Source organism: Nocardia sp. NPDC051981 (assembly GCF_040680715.1).
Lineage (GTDB): Bacteria > Actinomycetota > Actinomycetes > Mycobacteriales > Mycobacteriaceae > Nocardia.
Genome location: NZ_JBFAXK010000001.1, coordinates 561,554 through 582,850, shown reverse-complemented (window position 1 = coordinate 582,850; position 21,297 = coordinate 561,554). Strand labels below are relative to the sequence as shown.

Sequence of the window (21,297 nt, the reverse complement as noted above, 5' to 3'; positions counted from 1 at the left end):
GTTAGGCAACCCTATCTCAATGGGTTACGCTGCTGTCGAACGACATCCGAATTCCGGATCGGCAGCGGCCATCCCCTCCCCTCGAACAAGGAGTACCACCGGAAATGGCGTCACCCCAGGGGGCAGCGGCGAGCATCGCCCGGGACGAGATCCGCACCGCCGTCGCCGGCCACCTCGGCCTCGACCCGGTCGCCGTCTCCGATCACGCCGACCTCATCGAGCTCGGCCTCGATTCCATCCGCACCATGAAACTCGCGGGTTCCTGGCGCAAACGCGGCCTGGCCGTCAACTTCGCCCAACTCGCCGCCGAACCCACGGTCGCCGCGTGGCACCGCCTCCTCGGCGGGGCGGAATCGAATGATCTGACCGACGATGTGCTCGCGGCCGCGAGCGAGAAGGCGGATGACGGAAGTCCGTTCGGGCTGGCACCGATGCAGCACGCGTACTGGGTCGGGCGGGGCGAGGGCCAGGAGCTCGGGGCGGTCGCGGCGCATCTCTATGTCGAATTCGACGGGGCCGGGGTGGATCCGGAGCGGCTCCGGGCGGCGGTCGGGGGGCTGGTGCGGCGACATCCGATGTTGCGGACGCGGTTCCTGCCCGACGGGACCCAGCAGACGCTGGAGCGGCCGGGCCGGGATGTCTGGAGTGTCACCGATCTGCGCGGGGCCGACGCCGAATCGGTGGAGCGGACGCTGGAGGCGTTGCGGGAGCGCCGGACTCATCAGCTGATGGCGGTGGAGGCCGGCCAGGTCATCGATATCGCGCTGACCCTGCTGCCGGACGGGCGCACCCGGCTGCACCTGGATGTGGACATGCTCGCGGCCGACGCCATGAGCTACCGGATCCTGGTGGCCGACCTGGCGCGGCTCTACCACGGCGAGCAGCTGCCGCCGCAGCACTACACGTTCCGGCAGTACCTGGCCGAACACGCCGGTCCCGCACCGGAACACGCCGCCGATCGCGCGTGGTGGCAGCAGCGGCTCGCGGATCTGCCGGGTGCGCCGGAACTGCCGGGCGCCTCCGCGGTCCAGGAGCAGGCACGCACCGTGCGGCTGCATCGGTGGCTGTCGCCGGAGGCCAAGGCGCGCATGTTCGCGGCGGCGCATGCGCGGGGGATCACCCCCGCGATGGCGTTGGCGTCGGTGTTCGCCGAGACCATCGGCGGGTGGTCGGCACAGCGGCGGTTCCTGCTGAATCTGCCGCTGTTCCAGCGGGAACCGGTGCATCCACAGGTGGACGGGGTGGTGGGTGACTTCACCTCCTCGGTGTTGCTGGAGGTCGATGTGACCGAGCCGGCTACCGTCACCGACCGGGCCCGCGCCCTGCAGCGTGAATTGCACACCGCCGGAGCGCATTCCGGATACACCGGCCTCGAGGTGCTGCGCGACCTGGGCCGGCAGCGCGGCGAACCGGTGCTGGCCCCGATCGTCTACACCAGCGCCATCAATCTCGGCGAACTCTTCGCCGACCAGGTCACCACTACTTTCGGCGAGCCGGTCTGGATCATCTCCCAGGGCCCGCAGGTGCTGCTCGATGCTCAGGTCACCGAGGTTCGCGGCGGCCTCCTGCTGAACTGGGACGTTCGCGCCGACGCCTTCCCGCCCGCCATGGTCGAGACCATGTTCACTCGCTACATCGACGCCGTCCTGCGCCTGGCGGGCAGTGACGAGCCGGACGTGGAGGTCCGCGACGCGGGGTGGGAGGCCGAGGCGGCGGTGCGAATTCCGGTGGAGCAGGCGGTGGTTCGCGCCCGGGTGAATGCCACCGATGGTCCGGTGAGCGGGCGGGCGCTGCACAGTGGGCTGTTCGAGTTCGCCGCCGCGAATCCGGATGCGTCCGCGGTCATCTGGGAGGACGACCTCGTGGATACGTCCGCCTCCGCAGCACGGGTGCTGACCTATGGCGAGCTGGCCGGGCAGGCGCTCGCGGTGGCGGGTGCGTTGCGTGCGGCGGGGGTGCGGCCGGGTGATGCGGTCGCGGTGCAGTTGCCGAAGGGGCCCGATCAGATCCTGGCCAGCGTGGGTGTGCTCGCGGCCGGCGGCGTCTATGTGCCGATCGGGTTCGATCAGCCCGCGGCGCGCCGGGACGAGATCGTGCGGATCGGTGCCGTAGTGGCGGCGGTGACGGCCGGGGCGGAGGTCGCCGGGCTGCCGACGCTGGCGCTGACCGAGGCGCGGCGGTATCCGCAACCGTTGGCCGAGGCGGTGATTCCGGATCCGGAGGCCATCGCGTATGTGCTGTTCACGTCGGGGTCGACGGGGCAGCCGAAGGGCGTGGAGGTGCCGCATCGGGCGGCGATGAACACCATCGACGACCTCAACGAGCGGTTCGGGATCGGCGCTGACGATCGGGCGCTCGCCCTGTCGGCGCTGGAGTTCGACCTGTCCGTCTACGACATCTTCGGCCTGCTGAGTGCCGGGGGTGCGGTCGTCGCGCTGGATGAGGGACAGCGCGGCGAGCCGGGGCGGTGGGCCGAAATGATTCGGCGGCATCGGGTTTCGGTACTCAACTGTGTCCCCAGCCTGCTGGACATGCTGCTCGAGGCGGCCGCCGGGAAGCCTGTGGACAGTGTGCGCATGGTCATTCTCGGCGGTGACCGGGTGGATGTGGCGCTGCCCGGACGGCTGGCCGCGGTGGCCCCGGACTGCCGGTTCGCCGGATTGGGCGGGGCCACCGAGACCGCCATCCACTCCACCATCTGTGAAGTGGTGAATGCCGAAGTGCCGCAGGAGTGGTCGGCCGTCCCGTACGGCACACCGCTCCGCAATGTGCGCTGCCGGGTGGTCGGGCCCTCGGGGCAGGACTGCCCGGACTGGGTCACCGGCGAGCTGTGGATCGGCGGGGCGGGCGTGGCCGCCGGGTATCGCGGCGACCCCGAGCGGACCGCCGACCGGTTCGTCACCCACGAGGGCCTGAACTGGTACCGCACCGGCGATCTCGCGCGGTACCTGCCGGACGGCTGCCTGGAGTTCCTGGGCCGCGCCGACCATCAGGTCAAGATCCGCGGGTATCGTGTGGAACTCGGCGAGGTCGAGAACGCCCTGCGCGCCCTGCCGGGCGTGCGACACGCCATCGCGGCGGTGATCGGTGCGGCCGCACCGAAACTCGCGGCGGTCGTGGTGGCGGGCGAAGGCGTCACCCTCGAGATCCCGGCCCTGCCGGCGGCCGCCGCGGACCTGTTGCCCGCCTACATGATTCCGTCCCGGGTCGAACTGCTGGCCGAGCTGCCCTTCACCTCGAACGGCAAACCGGACCGCAAGGCCATTGCGACCCTGCTGGCCGCGGGTGATCGGGACGGCGAATTCGTCTCCCCCCGAACCGATATCGAGCGCGCCGTGGCCGACCTCGTCGCCACGGTGCTGGGCCGCGAGCGGGTCGGCGTGACCGACGACTTCTTCGCCCTCGGCGGCGATTCGGTGCTGGCGACCGCGGTCGTCGCGCGCGTGCGGGATTGGCTGGATTCCCCGGACACCGTGGTCGCCGACTTCTTCGCGGCCCGCACGGTCGCGGGACTGGCCCGCCGTCTGCTGGATCGTGAGGAGCGGGCCGGCGCTGCCGGCCGGCTGGACGAGGTGGCCCGCCTCTATCTGGAGGTGGCCGCCATGTCCGACGACGAGGTCCTCGCCCTGTCCTGAAACGCCCGATCCCGCTCGGTGAGGGTGGTCGCGGTGTCCGTGGCGATCACAATGTCAGATCGGCACGAGAACGTCGGATCAGCACCAGAACGCCCAGCAAACCCGGTTGTATCAGAGTGTCCATGGCCGCGGACGCTACCGCTCGAGCAGGTCGCAGGGGTCGGCGGCGAGGCGGACGCGACGCGCCGGAGCGCCCTCGGCCGGCGTCGGCAAATTCCGAATCCGGGAGCGGTTCGCGCCGAGATCAGACGAGCACGCCGCCGCGCCCCTAGACTCGACCCCGTGAGTGGTTGGGACATCTCCGACATCCCCGATCAGGCGGGCCGGACGGTCATCGTGACCGGCGCCAACAGCGGGCTGGGCGCGGTCACCGCGCGTGCGCTTGCCGGCGCCGGAGCGCGCGTGATCATGGCGTGCCGCAATGAGGTCAAGGCGCGGGCCGTCGCCGACGAGATCGGCCCCAATGCCCAGGTGCGCCGGCTGGATCTGGCCGACCTGACCTCGATCCACGAGTTCGCCGACTCCGTCGACGGCGCCGACGTGCTGATCAACAATGCGGGCGTGATGGCGGTGCCGTTCAAGCGCACCGCCGACGGCTTCGAAATGCAGATCGGCACAAACCATCTCGGTCATTTCGCGCTGACCGGGCTGCTGCTGGACAAGATTCGCGACCGGGTGGTCACGCTCTCCAGCGGCATGCACGCCATCGGCCGTATCGACCTCGAGGATCTCAACTGGGAGCGGCGCTCCTATCAGCGCTGGGCCGCCTACGGGCAGTCCAAGCTGGCCAATCTCATGTTCGCGCGGGAACTGCAGCGTCGCCTGACGGCCGCCGGATCCACCAAGGTGTCGGTGGCCGCGCATCCCGGCTACGCCGCCACCGAGCTGCAGGGGCACACCGAATCCCTGTACGACGCGCTCATGTCCATCGGCAACCGGCTTTTCGCGCAGAGCGCCGAAATGGGCGCACTGCCAACGCTGTTCGCCGCCACCTCGGAGGTCGAGCCGGGTGGCTTCTACGGCCCGACCGGGCTGCGCGGCATGCGCGGCTACCCAGGGCCCAGCACCTCCACCGCCGCCTCCAAGGACGAGGTGATGGCGCGGCGGCTGTGGGAGCTGTCCGAGCAACTGACCAAGGTCACCTATCCGTTCGTTCGCCGCTGACCCGGAGGCCGGAGAACCGATGAGCATTCCATTCGACCGGCGGGATCAGCTCGACAAGATCCAGCAGGGACTGCTGCCGGGGGAACAGATCCTGGCCGTGTACGACGCCATCGGGGTGGGTACCGGATTCCTGGGGATCACCGACCGGCGGGTCGTCATCCAGGACAACTCGTTCGTCGGGAAGAAGATCGCCATCACGAGCATCCCGTACGCGCGGATCTCGAGCGTCAGCATCCTGACCAACAAGTCGTTCGCGGGACAGTTCTTCTCCTCCGGGCACATCGCCATCAGCACCGGGCACCACACCTACGAGGTGGAGTTCCGGGGCGACGAGAAGACCCGTCACGTCCACGATGTGATCCTGCACTACATCCTGCGCTGACGTAGGTCTTCCCAGTATGTGAGATGCCTATCCCATCGATAGTGTTCCACGCCACAGGCGCGATTCGAGATCTCTGGTACAGTCCGGTGCATGCAGCGTGTGTATTTCTGGTTTAGCCAGCCGGCCCCGGGTGGGTCGCGCGGCGTGAACCTGCGCTGACATCCTCCACCCCGAGCCGGACGAAAACAGACCGGCTCGAAGGGGTTTCGAAGAACTCTCCGTGGGTCGGCCTGGGACAGGAAACCAACCCATGACCACCACCGCCGATCTCGAACGGCATGCCGATCTGGACGATCAGCGCACGCTCAGTGTGAGCCCGCTGCGGTCGCCCCGTGAGATCCGTGCCGCCCACCCGATCGACGACACCCTCGCCGACACCGTGCGCGCCGGCCGCAAGGCCACCGTCGACGTGCTCAACGGCGCCGACGACCGCCTGATGGTGATCGTCGGCCCGTGCTCGGTGCACGATCCCGACGCCGCCATGGACTACGCCCGCCGGCTCGCCGCCAAGGCCGCCGAGCTGGACGACCGGCTGCATGTGGTGATGCGCGTCTACTTCGAGAAGCCGCGCACCACGCTGGGCTGGAAGGGTCTCATCAACGACCCGCACCTGGACGGCAGCTTCGACATCAACACCGGCCTGGACCTGGGCCGTCGCCTGCTGGTCGACATCACCGCGCTGGGGCTGCCGGTGGCGTGCGAGTTCCTGGACCCGATCACCCCGCAGTACATCGCGGACCTGGTCGCCTACGGCGCGATCGGCGCGCGGACCGCGGCCAGCCAGGTGCACCGGCAGCTGTCCTCGGCGCTGTCCATGCCGGTCGGCATCAAGAACGGCACCGACGGCGACGTGCAGGTCGCGGTGGACGGCGTGCGCGCCGCGGCCGCCTCGCACGTCTTCCCCGGCACCGACCTGGACGGGCGTTCCGCGCTCATCCGCACCGCGGGCAACCCGGACTGCCACGTCATCCTGCGTGGCGGCAGCAACGGCCCCAACTTCGACGCCGCCTCCTGCGCGGAAGCCCTGCTGCGCCTGGAGAAGTCGTCGCTGCCGCAGCGGCTGGTCGTGGACGCCTCGCACGGCAACTCCAACAAGGACCACAACAAGCAGATCGACGTTGTCACCGATCTCGCCGAGCGCATCGCGGCGGGCGAGCACACCGTGGTCGGTCTCATGATGGAGTCCTTCATCGTGGCGGGCCGCCAGGACCTCACCCTCGGCCACCCGGAGGCGCTCACCTACGGGCAGTCCATCACCGACGCCTGCATCGACTGGGACACCACCGCGGCCCAGCTCGACCGGCTCGCCGACGCCGTCACCCGCCGCCGCGAGGCCCGCGGCTAGCCGGCCCGGTCATCTGACCAGCACCCGCTCGTCGCGAGTTCAGCTCGCACGGGACGAGTCCGGCGTGCACACTGTGTTCGGCGCACACCCAGTCCGGCGGGTGTGCGCCGAACCTGTTTCCGGGTGTGTCAGACACCGTCGGGCCAGTGCGGGCTGGGCGTCGCGGGGTCGTCGCGCAGGCGGCCCGCCACCCAGGTGTGGCGGCGGGCGCCGCGCTGGAGCGAGCCGCCGCGCAGCAGTCCCTCGTAGTGGTAGCCGGCGCGGCGGGCCACCGCCGCGGAGGCGTGATTGCCGACGAAGGCGCGCCACTCCAGCCGCTCGAAGGCCAGCCCGGCGGGATCCAGACCCACCGCGGTGACCAGGAGCGCGGCCCGGGTCATCAGGCCCTCGCCGCGGGCGGCGGGGGTGAGCCAGAAGCCGATCTCGGCGGTGTCCTCGTCCCGGCGGCGATTGGGCACGGTCAGGCCGATCATGCCGACCACCGGCCCGTCCGCGGCGCGGCGCAGCGCCCAGGTGGGGCTGCGGGTGGCCCAGCCCGGGCCGACGACGTCGTAGATGAACTTCTCGGCGTCGGCGCGGTGATAGGGGACCGGCATGGTGGTCCAGGCGCCGATGGACGGTTCCTGACACAGCGCCGTGATGGCGTCGATGTCGGAAACTGCGGGCGGCGACAGCCGGACCACGCCGTCGGAGAGGAAATCCGCGTCCATGCGGTCATGCTGTCACGGAAACGTGCGCGGGCACAGCGGGTTCTGGCCACCGGGGCGGTGAGGAGGCTGTCGGAGCCCGGCCGTAGGATCGATCCGATGGTTGCCGCTCTCCTTGCCGACTTGTTCGAAACGCATCGGCCGCATCTGCTCTCGGTGGCCTACCGGCTCACCGGCAGCGTCAGCGACGCCGAGGACGCGGTACAGGAGAGCTGGCTGCGGCTCGCGGTGGCCCGCCAATCCGAGATCGAGGATCTGCGCGCCTGGCTCACCACAGTGGTCGGCCGCATCTGCCTGGACCGGCTGCGCAGCGCCGCGGTCCGGCGGGAAAAGTATGTGGGGCAATGGCTCCCGGAGCCGGTGGTCAGCGCGGTGACGCCCTCCAGCACCCCGGACCCGCTGGCGGCCGTGGTGCGCAAACAGGAATTCCGCTTCGCCGCCCTCGTGGTGCTGGACACGCTGACCCCGCCGCAGCGCGTGGCATTCGTTCTGCACGACGGCTTCTCGGTGCCGTTCAGCGAAATCGCCGACATCCTGGGCATTTCCGTGGACTCCGCGCGACAGCTGGCCACCCGGGCCCGCAAGGCGGTGGCGGCCGCGCCCGCCCCGGTCACCGACGACGAGCACAATGCCGCGGTGCAGCGACTGCTCGCCGCGCTGGGCAGCGGCGACGTCGACGCCATCGTGGCCGCGCTGCACCCGGACGTGCGCACCGTGGGCGACGGCGGCGGCGCCGTGTCCACCGCCATCAATGTGGTTGCGGGCGTGGACAAGAACGTCCGCCTCTGGCTGGGCCTGTGGCGCCGATTCGGGCTCTTCGACACCGAGCACATCGGACCCGCCCGGCAGCTCGAACCGGTGCTGGTCAACGGACAGTGGGGAATCCTCGCGCACGCGATCCCGGCCGAGAACGGGTCCGCAGGGAACCCGCAGCGCGTGTACGCCTTCACCGTGCGCGAGGGCCGGGTGTGGGGCGTCTACGACGTGGTGAACCCCGCCAAGCTGACGGGCATCCGGCTGCCGCAGTGAACCGCGGCCCGGCGCTGTGAGGTAACTCACCGTCGCGGGCCGTTTTCGCCGATGGATTAGGCTCCGGACATGCCGCGCATTCCCACCGTCGCCCGACTGCAGCCCTTCGCGTCGACGATCTTCGCCGAGATGACCGAGCTCGCCGTGCGCCACGGCGCGGTCAACCTCGGTCAGGGTTTCCCGGACAGCGACGGCCCCACGGGCATGCTCGAGGTGGCGCGGCAGGCCATCGCCGACGGGTTCAACCAGTACCCGCCCGGCCGCGGCGTGCCCGCCCTGCGGCAGGCCATCGCCGCCGACCGCGCCCGCCGCTACGGCACCCGCTACGACCCGGACACCCAGGTGCTGGTCACCGTCGGCGCCACCGAGGCCATCGCGGCCACCGTGCTCGGACTGGTCGAACCCGGCGAGGACGTGGTGCTCATCGAGCCCTACTACGACTCCTACGCCGCCGCCATCGCGCTGGCCGGGGCGCGGCGCCGCACCGCGCGGCTGGTGCCCGACGGCGACGGCTTCGCCCTCGACCTCGACAGCCTGCGCGCCGCTATCACCCCGAAAACCCGTCTGCTGCTGCTGAATTCGCCGCACAACCCGACCGGGACCGTGCTCTCGCGTGCCGACCTCACCGCCATCGCGGACATCGCCATCGAACACGACCTGTACGTCATGTCGGACGAGGCGTACGAGCACCTCTACTACGACGGGCACGAGCACATCAGCCTGTCCACCCTGCCCGGCATGTTCGAGCGCACCATCGTGATCTCCAGCGCCGCCAAGACATTCAGCGTCACCGGCTGGAAGATCGGCTGGGCCTGCGCGCCCGCGCCGCTGCTGGACGCGGTGCTCGCCGCCAAGCAGTTCCTCACCTTCGTCGGCGGCGGGCCGTTCCAGCCCGCGGTCGCGCATGCGCTGAATACCGAGCAGCAGTGGGTGGCCGCGCTGCGGGACACGCTGTCGGAGAAGCGACTTCGGCTCTCGGCCGCGCTCGCCGACGCCGGGTTCGGGGTGAAGCGCAGCGACGGTACCTATTTCGTGTGCGCCGACATCACGCCGCTGGGCAAGCGCGGGGAGGCGGAGCGGACCGACGCCTACGCCTTCTGCAAGGAGCTGCCCGAACGCCTCGGCGTGGCCGCGGTGCCGGTGAGCGTCTTCGCCGACGACAAGGCCGCCTGGAACCACCTGGTGCGCTTCACCTTCTGCAAGAAGGAGGAGACCATCGCCGAGGGCGTCCGCCGCCTGCGCGCGGGCCACACCGCCGACATCGTCCGCTAGCGCCGGACGCGCCGATCCGGCTGTGCGTGATGGCTCCGGGTTCGCGGTCCAGATGATGGTGAGTGGACCGCGACAGCGGGTGGGTGGGGCTCGGAGAATTGGCCGGGTGATCGAGACGAGTGCGGTGCTGGGGGTGGCCGCGGCGGCGCTGGGGCTGGTGCTCACGCCGGGGCCGAACATGATGTATCTGGTGTCGCGGACCGTGTCGCAGGGGCGGCGGGCCGGGCTGGTGTCGCTGGCGGGGGTGGCGGTCGGGTTCGGGGTGTATCTGGCGGCCGCGACCGCGGGGATCACCGCGGTGTTCGCCATGGTGCCGGCGCTATATCTGACGCTGAAGGTGGCCGGGGCGGTGTACCTGCTCCATCTGGCGTGGAAGACGTTCCGGCCCGGCGGGCTTTCGCTGTTCACGCCGACGGAACTGCCCGCGGATCCGACGCGGCGACTGTTCACCATGGGGCTCGTCACCAATCTGCTGAATCCGAAGATCGCCATCCTGTACATGGCGCTCATTCCGCAGTTCGTGGTGCCCGCGCATGGGCGGGTATGGCTGCAGAGCCTCTGCCTGGGCGCGGTGCAGATCAGCATCGCCATCACCGTGAACGGGTTGATCGTGCTCAGCGCGGGCGCCATCTCGACCTTCCTGGCGCGGCGGCCGCTCTGGCTGCGGGCACAGCGGTTCGTCACGGGCTCGGTGCTCGGCGCCATGGCCGCGCTGGTGCTGTCGGACCGCACCCGCCCGCTTCCGGCCTGACCGGATCACGGTCGCCGCCGCGGTGGTCCGCCGCGAATTCCCGCGGCGGGCAACGTCTCACGCGCGCAGGCTGCCAGGGTAGAGGAACTCGTCGGCGGGACGGTCGGTGCGGTCGAGCCAGGCGGTGAAGAAGCCCTGCAGATCGCGGGGAGTGCGGGTCTGCATGAACGCGCGGAACTCGGGCATGGAGGCATTCCCGTACTTGTGTCCCATGACGAAGTCGCGGACCGCCGGGAAGAAGGCGTCATCACCCATGGTGCGGCGCAGCGCGTGCAGGAACAGCGGGCCGCGGTAGTAGACCGAGGTGAATTCGCTGCCCTTGCCGGGGTTCTGGAGCGGGATCTCCCAGAACTTCGGATCGTCATGGTATTTCGCGATGGTCTCCCGGTACTCGGCGTCGACGTCCTTGCCGTCCTTGCGTTCCGGCCACAGGTAGTCGGCGGTGTAGCTGGCGAAGCACTCGTTCAGGCAGACGTCCGACCACTGCTTCACCGACATGGAGTCGCCCCACCACTGATGGGTGATCTCGTGCACCACGGTGTCCAGATCGGTCCAGGGCGCGTAGATGGGCCGGGTCTGGGTCTCCAGCGAGAACTGCAGATCGGTGTCGACGTAGATGCCGCCCCCGGTGTCGAATGGGTAGGGCCCGTACAGCTGCTCCTGGAAGTCCAGGATCTCCGGCAGTCGCGACTCCACCTCCCTGGCCTTCAACGCGTCCGGTGCGAACGCGCTCAGCAGTGGAGTTCCATTGGCGCGCCGCTGTTCCAGGAACTGGAACCGGTCGATGGCGACGGTGGTCAGGTAGCCGACCACCGGCTGGCGCATCTCCCAGGAGACGGTGCGGTCCGCGCCCTGCACGGTGTCGGACACCTTGTCGCCGTTGGACATCACCTCCCACTCCTGCGGCACGGTGGCGTGCAGCGTGAAAGTCGCCTTGTCCAAGGGCGTGTCGTTGAGCGGGTACCAGGCGCTCGCCGAATGCGGTTCGCCCGCAACGAAAGCCCCGCCACTGGGCGAGAACCACCACCCGTTGCCATCGGTGCCGGTGGCCGCGCCCGCGTACTGCACCTGCACGGTGAACGGCAGGCCGGGCAGCAGCGGGATCAGCGGCGTGACGACCAGTTCGTGCTCATCGGTGCGGTCGAACCAGGCCGGCAGCCCGTTGACCGTCACCTTGGAGATCTCCGGCCCGCTGTAATCCAGGTTGAACGTGCGCAGCGCCTGTGTGGCCACCGCGTCGATGCGGGTCGACCCGGTCAGCTGATGGGACGGCGGATCGTAGGAGATGGTGACGTCGTAATGGCCGGCGTGATAGCCGCCATTGCCGTCCATCGGATAGTAGGGATCGCCCAGCCCGGGCGAGCCGGCGAGCGGGTCACCCGAATCCGCCTGCGCGGGAGCCGCATTCGTGCCCGCCAGCAGTACCGCCCCCACCGCCAGGTACCGCCAGTTCCGCCTCATGCGCTGCACCGACCCCTTTCCGTGATCGACCGCCGACCAGCCCGATGCTAATCGGCGCACCCCTCAGTTACCGCTGCCCGACACGGCGACGCTCGCGCCCAGTCCGATGATCATCACGCCGCCCGCGCCGCCGACCACCTCCAGCCGCTTGGGCGACCGGGCGAACCAGTTCCGCGCGGTACCCGCCAGCAGGGCGTAGATCGAGTCCGAGATCAGCGCGACCACCAGGAACAGCCCGCCCAGGATCAGCATCTGCACCGGGACCGCGCCCGCCTTGGGCGCCACGAACTGCGGCAGCACCGCGGAGAAGAAGATGATGGCCTTCGGATTGGTCAGCCCGACCAGCACCGCCTGGCGCAGCACCCGGCCGTTCTCCATGGGTTCGACCTTCGCCTCGAAGGCCTCGCGCAGCGAACGCCGTTCCCGGACGGCCTGGATGCCCAGGTAGATCAGGTACAGCGCGCCGGCCAGCTTCACGATCGAGAGCGCGATGGCCGAGGCGGCGAGAAGGGCGCCGAGCCCGGCGGCCACCAGCCCCAGGACCACCATGACGCCGGCCGAATGGCCCAGCACCGACAGCAGCGCTGCGCGCCGCCCGTAGGTCAGCGCCCGGCCGATCACGAAAAGCACACCGGGACCAGGGATTATGACAATGACAATGGATGCGACGAGAAACGCCAGCATATTCGCGGCGGGAATCATCCGATCATTCTATTTTCGGCGGCCGAGCCTGTCGCCCCTATTGTTGCCGGTCGCCCGGTTTGTTCAGCCGCGCAGTTCTTCCGGCAGCTGCTGCGGGTCCAGCAGCAGGTGCTTGGCATCCGCGCCGCGCACCTTGGTGGCCAGGTCCAGATTGTCGGTGAGCAGCTTCCACTCCACCTCGTTGATGGCCCCGCGGGCGCGCTCGATGATGTTCAGATCCCGGGTGCCCCAGGCGATGGGCATGGCGCTCACCGACTGCCACAGATCCCCGACCGGGCCGGGCGCGCGGTCCACCCGCACGGTCACCGCGGGCACGCGCTCCCCGGCCCGGGCCCGATGCCCGGGTAGTGAGCGGACCGTGCGGGTCACCAGCGCGTAGCGCGGCCCCGCGGTATTCGGCTTGGCCAGATCGACCAGGGCCAGCAGGGTGGCCCCGTTCCCGTGGGTCTCCGACACCACCGCGGGCACCAGATCGCCGGCGGCGTACAGCTTGTCCACCCGGCCCCGATGCGGCGTCCAGTACCCGATGAACAGCGCGGTCACCGCGGCGAGCAGGAACGCCACCGCCAGCAGCCAGGACCAGGGGTGGTTCACCCAGATCAGGAATGCCGTGCCCAGTCCCAGCCCGATGGCCGCGCTGTACGCCCAGATGCGAAGCCGCCGCAGGTACGCGACGACCTCGTTGACCGCCCGGGCATGGTCGCGATCCACCGCGAATTCGAAGCGCCGCACGTGCGTCCCTCCCGCCTTATGGAGGCTCTTCCTCCACTTATCCTATCGTCGGCCCCAGCAGGTCGTCCGCATCGGTGATGCGATAGGCATACCCCTGCTCCGCCAGGAAACGCTGCCGGTGCGCGGCATACTCGGCGTCCAGCGTGTCACGTGCGACCACGGAATAGAAGTGAGCTTGGCCGCCATCGTGTTTGGGGCGCAACAGCCGCCCGAGCCGCTGCGCCTCCTCCTGCCGCGACCCGAACGTGCCCGAAACCTGCACCGCCACCGAGGCTTCCGGCAAATCGATGGAGAAATTGGCCACCTTCGACACCACCAGCACCGGGATCTCGCCGCGGCGGAAGGCGTCGAAGAGCTCCTCGCGCTCCCTGGTACGGGTGGAACCCTGGATGACCGGGGCGTTCAGATGCTCGCCCAGCTCGTCCAGCTGATCCAGGTAGGCCCCGATCACCAGGCTCGGCGCGTCCTGGTGCCGGGCCAGAATCGATTCCACCACCGGTAGTTTCGTGCGCGCGGTGGAGCACAGCCGGTAGCGCTCCTCCGGCTCGGCGGTCGCGTAGGTCATGCGTTCGGCGTCGGTCAGGGTGACCCGCACCTCGATGCAGTCCGCGGGCGCGATCCAGCCCTGCGACTCGATGTCCTTCCACGGCGCGTCGTAGCGCTTGGGGCCGATCAGCGAGAACACATCGCCCTCGCGGCCGTCCTCGCGGACCAGGGTGGCGGTCAGCCCGAGCCGGCGGCGCGACTGCAGGTCCGCGGTCATGCGGAAGACGGGGGCGGGCAGCAGGTGCACCTCGTCGTAGATGACCAGGCCCCAGTCCCGGCTGTCGAAGAGCTCGAGATGCCGGTACTCGCCCTTGGTCTTGCGGGTGATGACCTGGTACGTGGCAATGGTGACCGGGCGGATCTCCTTGCGCTCACCGGAGTATTCGCCGATCTCGTCCTCGGTCAGCGAGGTGCGGGCCAGCAGCTCGCGCCGCCACTGCCGCCCGGCCACGGTATTGGTGACCAGGATCAGCGTGGTGGCCTTGGCCTTGGCCATGGCCGCCGCGCCCACCATGGTCTTGCCCGCGCCACAGGGCAGCACGACCACGCCGGACCCGCCCGCCCAGAAGGATTCCGCGGCCATCTCCTGGTAGTCGCGCAGATGCCAGTCGCTGGACTCGTAGTCCAGGTTGATCTCGTGGGCCTCGCCGTCCACGTATCCGGCGAGATCCTCGGCGGGCCAGCCGATCTTGAGCAGCATCTGCTTGATGCGCCCGCGCTCGGACGGATGCACGATCACCGTGTCGTCGTCGAGGCGCGCGCCCAGCATGGGCTGAATCTTCTTGTGCCGCAGCACTTCTTCCAGCACCGCGCGATCCAGGCTGACCAGCACCAGCCCGTGCGCGGGATGCTTGACCAGCTGCAGCCGCCCGTAGCGGGCCATGGTGTCGACGATGTCGACCAGCAGCGGCTGCGGCACCGCGTACCGGCTGTGGCTGACCAGCGCGTCCACCACCTGCTCGGCGTCGTGCCCGGCCGCGCGGGCGTTCCACAGCGCGAGCGGTGTCACCCGATAGGTGTGCACATGCTCGGGCGCGCGCTCCAGTTCCGCGAACGGCGCGATGGCCTGCCGCGCCGCATCGGCCGACTCGTGGTCGACCTCCAGCAGCAGCGTCTTGTCGCTCTGCACGATGAGTGGACCGTCGGTCACGACACCTCCTGGCTTTGTCCGAGCCCGAATGGGCCTGGTCCATTCTCCAGGAAGCCACCGACAATGCCACGTGACCTGCGTCCTTTTCGCTTCTGGCGGAGCTGACCGGCCGGGAAGCGGCCGATCGATCTCACGAAAACGGTCAAGACCCGAGTTTCGCTGGCTACGATCACCCCAAACTTGGACGGATGTCCATTTGGACGATTGACCTGAAAGAACTGAACAGCGATGCCGATACACAGGACCACCACGGCCCGGATCGGGCGCGGGCGCGCCAGACGCTGGATCCGCGGACTGCTCACCGCGGCACTGGCGGGTGCGCTGATCGCGCCCGCCGCCGTCGCCCAGGCCGCGCCCGCGGGCTCCGCGTTCGCGCGGCTCCACACCGACGGCGTGCGGTTCGTCGATGACAGCGGCCGCGTCGTCCTGCTGCACGGCGTCAACAATGTCGACAAGGAGCCGCCCTTCCTCGAACCCGGCGACGGCCTCACCGTCACCGCCGACGATGCGGCGCTGCTCGCGCGGCACGGCTTCAACACCGTGCGCCTCGGCGTCCCCTTCGACGCGCTCATGCCGACCAAGGGCGTGGTCGACACCGCCTACCTCGATCGCGTCGCCGGCGTGGTGGACACCTTGGCGCAGTACGGGATTCACACCCTGCTCGACAACCATCAGGACGGACTCTCGAGCATCTGGGGCGGCAACGGCTTTCCCGAATGGGCCATCCACGCGCGGCCCAGCGGCCTGGAGCCCAATGTCGGCTTCCCGTTCTACTACCTGATGCCCAGCATGAACTCCGGCTGGGACGAAGTCTGGAACAACACCTACGGCGTGCTCGACTACCTGGGTGACGGGCTCAGGGCGCTCGCGGCGCGGGTGAGCGGACACCCGGGCGCGCTCGGCATCGAATTGCTGAACGAGCCGTGGCCGGGTTCGGCCTTCCTGTCGTGCTTCCCGAACGGTTGTCCGGGCTTCGACGTCAAATACCAGGCGGCCATGCAGAAGCTGACCGATGCCGTGCGCGGCCGCAATGGCGACCTCATGGTGCTGTGGGAACCCAATGTCACCTGGAACGAGACCATGCCCACGAACCTGGGCAAGAATCCGCCGATCAGCGCGCCCGACATCGCCTTCGCGCCACACGACTACTGCATCCCGAGCCAGCTCGCCATCTATTCGGGGCTGCCCGCCTTCCTGCGCGGTCTGTGCCCGGTGCAGCAGGCCAAGACCTGGAGCAATATCGACGCCTTCACCGCTCGCACCCAGTTGCCCACCCTGGTCACCGAATTCGGTGACGGCGACGCGTCCGTGCTGAGCAATACCCTCAGCCGCGCCGACGAGCGCTTCGTCAGCTGGCAGTACTGGACCTACACCTCGCGGTTCGGCGCGGGCGGGCCGAAGCCGGACCCGTTCCTCGGGGATGTCGGCAAGCAGCTGGTTCGGACGTATCCGCAGGCCACCGCGGGCACGCCGGGGCGGATGATCTTCGATCCCGACACCGGCGACTTCGCCTACCGGTACACGCCGCGCCCGGCGAGTGGGCCGACCGAGATCTATGTGTCGGATGTGCACTATCCGGACGGGTACGCGGTACGGGTCGACGGCGGCCATGTCACCTCCGCGGCGGGTGCCCGGGTGGTGACGGTGGAGGCGGACGCGTCGACGCCGGTGACCGTCTATGTCAACCGGCCGGGGTCGAAGGGTGCGACCGTGCCCAGTGGTCCGATCGGCACGGGTTCGGCGGACAGTGGTTCGGCGAGCGGCTCGGCCGACAGTGGTTCGGCGAGCGGCTCGGCCGACAGTGGTTCGGCCAGTGGCTCGGCGGGCACCGGATCGGGGACCGGTTCGGCGCGCTGATGCGCGAAACCCGTTGCTGTGCTTATGTCGTGAGCCGAGGGTGGGGAGCGACACGGGGCGCAGGCATAATGTTGGACCTGCGCCCAGTTCATCCGATCGAGCGGCACAGACCATGAACGCCTTCGGTCTGCAATTGCCCAGTGCCCTCCCGGCCATCCTCGTGAACCTCTCGTTGCTGGGCATGCGCGCGCGGTCCATGTTGCACCGAGAAACTCATGCGGTTCTGATATAACCCCCATGTCGGATGCGCGTGTGGGCCGCACACAGGTATTCTCACCGCGTTCACAGCCGTGAATTGTTCGGTGAGAAAGGTTTTCGCTAGTGAAGTTCGCAGGAACGAGGACGCTCGTGCGCCTCGTACTCGCCCTCGTGGCGGTGGCCGTGGCCGTGCTGGCCGTTTCCGGCTGTTCGATGCTGAAGGACGCCAGTAAGTCCGACACCGCCAAGTCCAAGGTGGGCGACTGCATCAACGTCATCGAAGGCTCGGCCACCGACTCGAAGACGGCGCCGGTCGACTGCTCCGACCAGAAGGCGGTGTACAAGGTCGCGGCGGTCTACGACAAGAAGACCGACTGCAAGGAAGAGGAGACCTCCTACCAGGAGACCCTCAATGGCGGCACCACCGCGTTCCTGTGCCTGAGCCCGAACTTCAAGGAGGGCGCCTGCTACAACGAGAGCCCGTCCACCGGCTACAAGTACGTGGCGTGCACGGCCCCCGAGGCGTCCTTCAAGGTGGTCAAGCGGATCGAGGGCCAGGACGACGAATTCGCCTGTGACGCCAACACCGCCACCAGCTTCCGCATCATTCACGACCCGAAGACCACGTTCTGCCTAGGTAACCCGAAGGGGTAACCCGGCGCTCGGGACCTGCGGCCCGGTACGCGGACGACATGACGAATGTCGTTCGGGTACCGGGCTTTCCTGTTCCAGGGCGACCGAGGCCGCTATTCGACCAGGGCGACCGACGCGATGCGGTGCAGCGTGAAGTGGCGGACCGCGCCGGTGACCGGATCCAGCGCATCGAGCTGGCCGCCGCCGACCTTGAGGGGTTCGACCACGCGCTGGGTGGCGACGCCCTGGGCGTCCACGTAACCGATGTGGACGGGGCGGCGAGTGCGGGCGGCCAGCTGCAGCAGGTTGAGGGTGGCGGCGGTGCTGGTGCGGGAGCCGTCGGAGCGCACCGCCTGGCCGGGGCGGACATTGGCGGCGCGTTCGCCCGCGCGGAGTTCGGCGACCAGGGATTCGAGCTGTTCGGTGCTCGGTGGGTTGGGCCGCCAGTTCGGGCGCTGCTGCCCCCGCGCGGACAGGCGGGCCCCGCGGGGTCGCAGGTCGACGATGGCGCCGGACGAATCCTCGCCCGCCGGGCTGAAACCGGCGGCGCGCAGCCGCTCCAGCACCTCGGCCAGCGGCGCCTGCGAGATGACGACGGTCGGGGCCACGGCGCGCAGCGCGAGTTCGCCGGCCACGGGCGCGGCCAGCACCTCCGCCAGCAGCGTCGGGTCCTCACTGCGCACGAAGCTCTGCGCCATGCCCACGCGCAGGCGTCCATGGCGGCGGGCCACATCGTCGATGAGATAGGTCAGCGACTGGGGGACCGGGGTGCGGGAGTGCGTGGTGAACAGATTGTGCAGTTCCGCGGCCGTCGCGCCCGCGTCCAGCGCCCGGCGCACCGAGATCTCGCTGATGCGGTAAACCGTTGCGGCGCCCGCGGATTCGACATCGGCGACCATGGCGACCCGGCCCTGGAGTTCCGGGGTGAGCGGGCCGGGCGCGATGACCGTCAGATCCGCCTGCACCAGGACGTGGTCCACCGGCTCCGGCAGCGCGATCGCCATCTCCGATTCGGCGTCCTCCGGACTGCCGTGCAGCAGGGCCCAGCCCGCCGAGCTGAGGGCCCCGCGCGCCACCAGCCCGAGCGCCTCGGCCTCGGCCAGCGTGTTCGCCACCGCCTCCAGCCGGTAGTGCCGTCGCCAGCGCGGTTGCCGCCAGGCCAGGATCCGGCCCAGGTCGGCGGCGGAGACCTCGGTGCCGGGCGGGAATTCGGCCAGCGCGCCCAGTACGGCGTGCCGGTCGCGGACGGCGTGCACATACCGCAGCTCCGCCGACAGCGCGGCCAGGGGCTTGTCATTGGCGTCGCGCATGCCGATCATCCACGGGAAGCGGTCCAGGTCCAGCCAGGCCTGCGCCAGCACCGTCCAGCGCCGCGGCGGCACCACCGCGAGCCAGGCGTCGGCGGTGGTGGTGGGCGCCCAGTAGTCCTCGGCCCCGTCGCCGTCGGGCGCGGGCTCGGGACTGCCCTTGTCGATCAGCCGGGCCGCCGCGAGGACCTCGGCCAGCAGGCCGACCCGGTTCTCGTCGATGCCGGTCTGCTTGGCGACGCGGCGCAGCTCCCGGACGCCGAGACCGCCGGAGCGCAGCACCGGGGCGGGCGACCCACCCAGCGCCTCCAGCACGGCCGCGCTGTGCCGCAGCAGTTCTCCCACCTCGCCCGCGGCCACCGCATTGATGTCGGCGGGGGCATGCTTGGTCGAATCCGGGTGCGGCGGCACCAGCGCATGCGGATCACTGACCGGCTCGTTGCGCAGCACCTGCCCGACCGAGACCGGCAGCTCCACGGTCTCCTCGTCGATCCAGTTCAGTAGCCGGTGCGACAACAGCCGCTGCACCGGGCGCTCGGAGGGAGTGCCGGGCGCGGCATCGCGGGTGCGCCCGCGCGGGCCGGTGCCGGCCAGCTTCTCCAGCAGGGCCCGCTCCTGCGGGGTGGACGCGGCCAGGGCCGCGGTGATCTCGGGTTCGGTGAGCGCATCCGGCAGTTCGGTGGTGCTGCCCAGCGGCCACGGCAGCGCCTCCTGGGCGGCGGGTGTCACGCGCAGGGCGGTATCCGGGCCCCAGACGAGGGCGCGGGCGCGTAGCTTCTGCAGCGCGGCATTGACGGTGGCCGCCGGAACCCGGTCCGACAGCAGCTTGCGCAGGGTCTTGGCGGGCAGCGGCACGGCGCGGCCGCCGTCTCCGGCCCCTTGCACCACCAGGGTTTCGATGACGGCGAAATCGAGGGTGTCCAGCTCGTCGCCCGCGCGCAGCACCGAGGCGCGCTGTTCGGTTCGCGCGGCCAGCACGGCCATCGAACCGGGCAGCGGGACGGCCAGATCGGGCCGCAACTGCAGCAGCGTCACGAGATCCGCGTCGCTGCGCTTGGAAAGCCATTCGGCCAGAGTCATATCCGCGCGGGCGGCGGATTTCGCGGACTTGGCGGGACGGGCGGCCGCGTCGGCGGTCGTGGCTGAGGTGGGAAGGTCGGTCACTTCACCCGATCCATCGGGCAGCCGGCATGTCGGGCCGGGCGCGGTTCATCGGGCACGGTGCGGACGCGGTTCAGCGGCCGCCGCGGCGACCAGGCGGTAGGTGGGGCTGCTGGCACGGTGCCCGCCCCGCGGGCCTGGGGTCGTATGCGCGGCGGCCGCCCGGGAACGAGCGCCGTTAACCGCATGGTTGTCGGTCGTACGTCGGATCAGCGGTTGACGATGGTGTGCGGGTGCACGTAGGGCAGCTGATCGGCCGGCAGCGGGAACTCGGTGTCCTCACCGTACGGGGACAGGCCACCGGAGCGGGTCGAGGAGAGTTCGGTGACCGCGTGATCGCCATTGGCCATCTCCGGCCAGCCATTGTCGACATAGGGTTTGTTCGATTTGTTCACCACGCGCTCATTCTGGCATGCGGCCGTCGGGGCCGCCCCCTCCGGCACCCCGAAGTTTGCCCCCGCCACGGCGTTCCGCCGGCAACCCCGGAAATCGCGAATGCCCCGCATCGGCATTGATGCGGGGCATTCCGAAGTGGGAACGGGTGCTACTGCGGCAGCAGGCCCTTGTTCGCCTCGAAGAAGTTCACGATGCTGGGGTCCAGCTTGGTGCCGTTGGCCTTGGTGGCATTGAGGAAATCCAGTGCGGGCTGCGGGATCTGGACACCCTGCGACTGGGCGACCGCGATGGCGCGGTCCACGGCCTGGAAGACTTCCTGGGTGCCGTCGCTGCCGGCGCCGGGGCCCGCCTGCTGCGGGTTCCACTGCGGGGTGTCCGAGGTCGCGGGCGCGGGGGCGGTTCGCGGTGTGGATCCGCTGGTCAGGCCGAGGCTCGAGGAGCAGGAGGGCCAGGCGCCCCAGCCCTGCGTGGCGAGCACCTTCTCGGCGACCGCGATCTGCTGCTCGCGGGTGGCCTGGTTGGCGGTGGGGGCGTATTCGCCGCCGCCCGCTGCGTTCCAGGTGCCGGGCGAGAACTGCAGCCCACCCTGGAAACCGTTGCCGGTGTTGATGCCCCAGTTGCCGCCGGCTTCGCACTGTGCGAGGCGATCCCAGTCGGAGTCGGGTGCCGCGCTGGCGTTACCCGCCATGGCCACTCCGGCGCCGCCGAGAGCGATGCCCGTCAGGGCAACCTTGGCGACAGTGCGGCCGGTGTTGGTCGGCTTGCGATGGCGTCCACTCATTTTCGGGTCTTTCCTCTCGTACGCGCCTGCGAGGCCGACTACCGGGGTCGAACTGAGAGGTCGTCCGGCCCGGCGCACTGGATGTGCG

17 protein-coding genes are annotated in these 21,297 nt (G+C 69.8%); 9 read left to right on the top strand and 8 right to left on the bottom strand.

The annotated features are described in order from the left end of the window. Positions 1–104 precede the first annotated feature (104 nt). The 4 genes from AB0L60_RS02460 to AB0L60_RS02445 all read left to right on the top strand — a co-directional run bounded on the left by AB0L60_RS02460 (position 105) and on the right by AB0L60_RS02445 (position 6,526). On the top strand, positions 105–3,635 hold the full coding sequence (locus AB0L60_RS02460) for an amino acid adenylation domain-containing protein (RefSeq protein WP_364605975.1): 3,531 nt from the start codon (positions 105–107) through the stop codon (positions 3,633–3,635). A gap of 282 nt (positions 3,636–3,917) precedes the next feature. Next, positions 3,918–4,799 (top strand): oxidoreductase, encoded by an 882-nt coding sequence (locus tag AB0L60_RS02455; RefSeq protein ID WP_364605972.1) that lies wholly within the window; start codon positions 3,918–3,920, stop codon positions 4,797–4,799. 19 nt (positions 4,800–4,818) lie between these two features. Beyond that, positions 4,819–5,181 carry a PH domain-containing protein gene (locus tag AB0L60_RS02450; RefSeq protein WP_354830917.1) on the top strand — a complete coding sequence of 121 codons (363 nt, stop codon included), beginning with the start codon at positions 4,819–4,821 and terminating at the stop codon, positions 5,179–5,181. Between the two features lie 250 nt (positions 5,182–5,431). Then, on the top strand, positions 5,432–6,526 hold the full coding sequence (locus AB0L60_RS02445) for a 3-deoxy-7-phosphoheptulonate synthase (protein ID WP_364605968.1): 1,095 nt from the start codon (positions 5,432–5,434) through the stop codon (positions 6,524–6,526). Between the two features lie 128 nt (positions 6,527–6,654). Here AB0L60_RS02445 and AB0L60_RS02440 read toward each other — a convergent pair whose 3' ends face one another. After that, positions 6,655–7,236 (bottom strand): GNAT family N-acetyltransferase, encoded by a 582-nt coding sequence (locus tag AB0L60_RS02440; RefSeq protein WP_364605965.1) that lies wholly within the window; start codon positions 7,234–7,236, stop codon positions 6,655–6,657. 96 nt (positions 7,237–7,332) lie between these two features. On the opposite strand from AB0L60_RS02440, the gene sigJ reads away from it, so the two are divergent. The 3 genes from sigJ to AB0L60_RS02425 all read left to right on the top strand — a co-directional run bounded on the left by sigJ (position 7,333) and on the right by AB0L60_RS02425 (position 10,285). Continuing rightward, positions 7,333–8,262: an RNA polymerase sigma factor SigJ gene (gene sigJ, locus AB0L60_RS02435; protein ID WP_364605962.1), complete on the top strand. Its 930-nt coding sequence runs from the start codon at positions 7,333–7,335 to the stop codon at positions 8,260–8,262. Between the two features lie 69 nt (positions 8,263–8,331). Continuing rightward, positions 8,332–9,534, top strand: coding sequence for a pyridoxal phosphate-dependent aminotransferase (locus tag AB0L60_RS02430; RefSeq protein WP_364605959.1), 1,203 nt, complete (start codon positions 8,332–8,334; stop codon positions 9,532–9,534). A gap of 106 nt (positions 9,535–9,640) precedes the next feature. Further along, complete coding sequence (locus tag AB0L60_RS02425) at positions 9,641–10,285, top strand: LysE family translocator (RefSeq protein ID WP_364605956.1); 645 nt, start codon at positions 9,641–9,643, stop codon at positions 10,283–10,285. 57 nt (positions 10,286–10,342) lie between these two features. Here AB0L60_RS02425 and AB0L60_RS02420 read toward each other — a convergent pair whose 3' ends face one another. The 4 genes from AB0L60_RS02420 to AB0L60_RS02405 form a co-directional block, all read right to left on the bottom strand. After that, complete coding sequence (locus AB0L60_RS02420) at positions 10,343–11,746, bottom strand: M1 family metallopeptidase (protein WP_364605953.1); 1,404 nt, start codon at positions 11,744–11,746, stop codon at positions 10,343–10,345. A 63-nt stretch (positions 11,747–11,809) separates the two neighbouring features. After that, positions 11,810–12,448: a LysE family translocator gene (locus AB0L60_RS02415; RefSeq protein ID WP_364605950.1), complete on the bottom strand. Its 639-nt coding sequence runs from the start codon at positions 12,446–12,448 to the stop codon at positions 11,810–11,812. 63 nt (positions 12,449–12,511) lie between these two features. Next, positions 12,512–13,180: a DUF3239 domain-containing protein gene (locus tag AB0L60_RS02410; RefSeq protein ID WP_364605947.1), complete on the bottom strand. Its 669-nt coding sequence runs from the start codon at positions 13,178–13,180 to the stop codon at positions 12,512–12,514. Positions 13,181–13,217: 37 nt separating this feature from the next. Continuing rightward, complete coding sequence (locus tag AB0L60_RS02405; RefSeq protein ID WP_364605944.1) at positions 13,218–14,876, bottom strand: DNA repair helicase XPB; 1,659 nt, start codon at positions 14,874–14,876, stop codon at positions 13,218–13,220. A gap of 228 nt (positions 14,877–15,104) precedes the next feature. Here AB0L60_RS02405 and AB0L60_RS02400 point away from each other — a divergent pair, with 228 nt between their 5' ends. Beyond that, positions 15,105–16,733: a cellulase family glycosylhydrolase gene (locus AB0L60_RS02400; RefSeq protein WP_364605941.1), complete on the top strand. Its 1,629-nt coding sequence runs from the start codon at positions 15,105–15,107 to the stop codon at positions 16,731–16,733. Between the two features lie 348 nt (positions 16,734–17,081). Beyond that, the gene (locus AB0L60_RS02395; protein ID WP_364605938.1) at positions 17,082–17,585 is read left to right on the top strand and encodes a hypothetical protein; all 504 of its coding nucleotides are present in this window, start codon (positions 17,082–17,084) and stop codon (positions 17,583–17,585) included. Between the two features lie 92 nt (positions 17,586–17,677). Here AB0L60_RS02395 and AB0L60_RS02390 read toward each other — a convergent pair whose 3' ends face one another. From AB0L60_RS02390 to AB0L60_RS02380, 3 genes are all read right to left on the bottom strand, one after another. After that, on the bottom strand, positions 17,678–19,951 hold the full coding sequence (locus AB0L60_RS02390; RefSeq protein WP_364606732.1) for a helicase-associated domain-containing protein: 2,274 nt from the start codon (positions 19,949–19,951) through the stop codon (positions 17,678–17,680). 290 nt (positions 19,952–20,241) lie between these two features. Beyond that, positions 20,242–20,430, bottom strand: coding sequence for a hypothetical protein (locus tag AB0L60_RS02385; RefSeq protein WP_120743826.1), 189 nt, complete (start codon positions 20,428–20,430; stop codon positions 20,242–20,244). 146 nt (positions 20,431–20,576) lie between these two features. After that, on the bottom strand, positions 20,577–21,209 hold the full coding sequence (locus tag AB0L60_RS02380) for a transglycosylase family protein (RefSeq protein ID WP_364605934.1): 633 nt from the start codon (positions 21,207–21,209) through the stop codon (positions 20,577–20,579). Positions 21,210–21,297 lie beyond the last annotated feature (88 nt).